Source organism: Sphaerospermopsis sp. LEGE 08334 (assembly GCF_015207205.1).
GTDB lineage: Bacteria > Cyanobacteriota > Cyanobacteriia > Cyanobacteriales > Nostocaceae > Sphaerospermopsis.
The window spans coordinates 1-3267 of record NZ_JADEXH010000098.1 but is presented as its reverse complement, the minus strand read 5'-3'; the positions used below and the strand labels follow the sequence as shown (position 1 = coordinate 3267).

Sequence of the window (3267 nt, the reverse complement as noted above, 5' to 3'; positions counted from 1 at the left end):
ACTGGGGACTGGGTAATCAATTTGATGTTTCCCAATTAACTATCAATTATCAGCTATCAACTATCAACTATCAACTCTTCCCCAATCACCAATCACCAATCACCAATCACCAGTATGCTCGAATGGATAACCAAGACCATTAGCTCCTTGGGATATTTAGGAATCACCCTGCTGATGTTCCTAGAAAACCTTTTTCCCCCCATACCTTCTGAATTGATTATGCCATTGGCAGGATTTACGGCCAGTCCATATCAACCAGGAGGAGCAAAGCTGAATATAATAGGTGTGTTTTTATCAGGACTTTTGGGTTCTGTCGCGGGCGCACTGATCTGGTACTATCCTGGTAAGTTTTTGGGGGAACGACGCTTAAAAAAATTAGCTAACAAGTACGGTAAGTGGCTGACTATATCTAGCGAAGATATTGATAAGGCTAAAAGCTGGTTCAACAGACAAGGTGGTAAAGCAGTTTTAATTGGTCGTCTAGTGCCGGGAATTCGTACCTTAATCTCTGTTCCCGCAGGTATGAGCAATATGCCCTTGCTGCCGTTCTTATTCTACACCACCCTTGGTAGTGCTGCCTGGGTCGGCTTGCTCACATATTCCGGATACTTGCTAGGAACTCAGTATGAACTTGTGGACAAATACCTTGCCCCTGTATCTAAAATTGTGCTGGGGGGTGTAGTGCTAGTATTCTTTCTTTGGGTACTCAAGCGCAAACGCCAAGGAACTCGCAGATGAATCTAGTTCGGTTTTCAAAATATGGTTGCTGTAGAGACTTTCCGGGGAAGACTTTTCCACTTTCCACTGGCTATATGTGAAAATTTTGCCTGTACAATAAATCCAAAATAATGTTACATTTCCAATCGTCTACAATAAATTTTGACGTATTTCTGGCTACACTTGACCCATCTGAAAATTTTTCTGATCTTGTATTTTTGTAAGATGGGCATGATAACTTTTTACAGTTAAGTCACCACATAGGAGCTTTCATGACAGACCAACCACCCGTAGCTAATCCGATGAATGCTGCTGCTATACCCATGAATCGAGTAGCATCAGCCCCTATAAACAACAATGTGAATAAGCCAGTCTCAATTTCGGGTAAAAACATTCTCAGTGTTGACTTAGGTAGAACATCTACCAAAACTTGTGTCAGCCGCGAACCTGGGAACGTAGCCTTCATCCCTGCCAATGTCAAACAGATGTCAATTGAACAAATACGTGGTGGGGTGTTTGAATCTAAGGCAACCGATCCTTTAATGGATTTGTGGATGGAATATCAAGGCAAGGGCTATGCTGTAGGGCAATTAGCAGCAGATTTTGGCGCAGGTTTAGGAGTTGGACAATCTAAGGTAGAGGATGCAGTTGTCAAAGTATTGGCAGCCGCTGGCTACTTTAAACTTAAAGACGAAATTTCCGTTGTCTTGGGTCTACCTTTCCTGTCCTCGGAACAATTTGAAAAGGAAAAAACCGCTTTAATCAGCCAAGTAACAGGACCCCATGTCTTCAACTTCCGTGGGGAATCTTTGTCGTTAAATATAACTAAAGTTTGGGTGATGCCAGAAGGTTACGGCAGTCTGCTGTGGTCTGAAGCTCAACCTAATAAAACCCCCTCATCCCCTGATTTTACCAAAATATCAGTGGGGATTGTCGATATTGGACATCAAACCATTGATTGTATCATGGTGGATAATTTCCGCTTTGCTAGAGGTCTTTCTCAAAGTGAAGACTTTGGCATGAGCAAGTTTTATGAACTGGTAGCTAATGAAATAGGAGGGGCTGATAGTCAATCTCTAGCACTGATTTCTGCGGTTAATAAGCCCAAAGGTGAGCGTTTTTATCGTCCTAAAGGTGCAAGCAAACCCACTAACCTAGACGATTTTCTGCCCAACCTCACAGAGCAGTTTTCACGCGAAATTTGCGCTCGTGTGTTGGCTTGGTTACCAGAGCGTGTGACTGATGTGATTATCACTGGTGGCGGTGGAGAGTTTTTCTGGGAAGATGTACAACGTTTGCTCAAAGAAGCCAAGATTAATGCCCATCTGGCTGCACCCTCCCGCCAAGCTAACGCTTTAGGTCAGTATCTTTACGGAGAGGCGCAATTGTCTGCTTCTGCTGTTCGCGCTGCTAGGTAATAAAACTGATGTTCCAATGGTCAAAAAAGGTAGTTAAATCCGTCACTTTCAATCCAGAAATTGGTGATGAGAGCTTGTTAGCACAGGTAGAAAGTTACTTGGAGGCGCAGCCAGAAAAGACTTTCAGTGACCTCTGTAAAGAGGCTCTTTGGCAAGCTTTATGTGTACCGGACTCTGTACGACCTTCTCCGAATACAGCAGCACTACCGATGGAACAACAACTCGGTGAGTTGCAACGTCAGATAGCTGGACTTGAGGAACGTTTTTTTGCTAAGGAATCCAATCGTTTGCAGGTGATGGAAAGCCAGATATTACAACTTAGTCAACAAGTTGCACAATTGGCAATCATGGTCAATCAAGCAGCATCTTTTCAACCCGCAAATTCATCTATAGCAACGGTAGAAGTAGTTAATGAAACTGCTTCTACTCCTGATCCTACTCCCCAAGAGGTTGACCCTGTAATCAGTCGCCTGAGTTCTTTGGTTGATGATTTCTAAGGAAAAAGCCAGTTAGCAATTGATAATTGATAATTGACAATTGACAATTGTTTCACTCAAGGCTTTCGCCGTGAGCGTCAGTGGTCAGTGAGCCTGCGGTCACTGAGCTTGCCGAAGTGTCGAACTGCCGAACGGTTTAAAACCTCCCCTTTCAAAGGGAAAAAAAGAAAAAAATTCCGCTTTTTTGCTCCTCTCCCTTCAAGGGAGAGGTAGTTCTCAATTGTTCATTGTTAATTGTCCATTATTGAATAAGCGTTTTTACAAGATAGATCGGGAAGTGTGAGAAGTTTACTAGTGACACCCAGAATTTTTTCGGATTTTCTGGGTGTAATCTTTTTTAGGAGGCAGGAGGCAGGAGAAAGATAAATAGGGGTTGCTGAAGAAATCCGAAAACTTTACAAAAGGGTTTTAGCTATTTTGACTTTCAAAAAGTGCAAGCTTTTCTGAGGTGGCAACTGAAAAACCTTGCACTTAATTTCTACTTAAAGAAAAAATCGTTCCTATCCAACCCACATTCCGCACCCCAAACTGTCCCAGAGGGAAATTACGGAGATGAAAAATCAAAGTTAGCGTAAAAACAGACATATACAGTGAAAAAAGCATTTGAGAAACAGTAAATCACCAAAAATGTCATC

General features: G+C 42.5%; 3 protein-coding genes. All 3 read left to right on the top strand.

Going from position 1 to position 3267, the window contains the following annotated elements; translation table 11 throughout:
• The first annotated feature begins 114 nt into the window (after positions 1 to 114).
• Complete coding sequence (locus IQ237_RS25855; protein ID WP_194060101.1) at positions 115 to 738, top strand: DedA family protein; 624 nt, start codon at positions 115 to 117, stop codon at positions 736 to 738.
• A 251-nt stretch (positions 739 to 989) separates the two neighbouring features.
• The gene (locus tag IQ237_RS25850; protein WP_194060100.1) at positions 990 to 2135 is read left to right on the top strand and encodes a ParM/StbA family protein; all 1146 of its coding nucleotides are present in this window, start codon (positions 990 to 992) and stop codon (positions 2133 to 2135) included.
• A gap of 8 nt (positions 2136 to 2143) precedes the next feature.
• A complete protein-coding gene (locus IQ237_RS25845; RefSeq protein ID WP_096572211.1) occupies positions 2144 to 2632 on the top strand; it encodes a plasmid segregation centromere-binding protein ParR in 489 nt (162 codons plus the stop codon).
• The last annotated feature ends 635 nt before the right edge of the window (positions 2633 to 3267 follow it).

Coding starts and splice junctions, on each gene's coding strand:
- IQ237_RS25845 (WP_096572211.1), top strand. CDS start 2,144: ATGTTCCAATGGTCAAAAAAGGTAGTTAAATCCGTCACTTTCAATCCA.
- IQ237_RS25855 (WP_194060101.1), top strand. CDS start 115: ATGCTCGAATGGATAACCAAGACCATTAGCTCCTTGGGATATTTAGGA.
- IQ237_RS25850 (WP_194060100.1), top strand. CDS start 990: ATGACAGACCAACCACCCGTAGCTAATCCGATGAATGCTGCTGCTATA.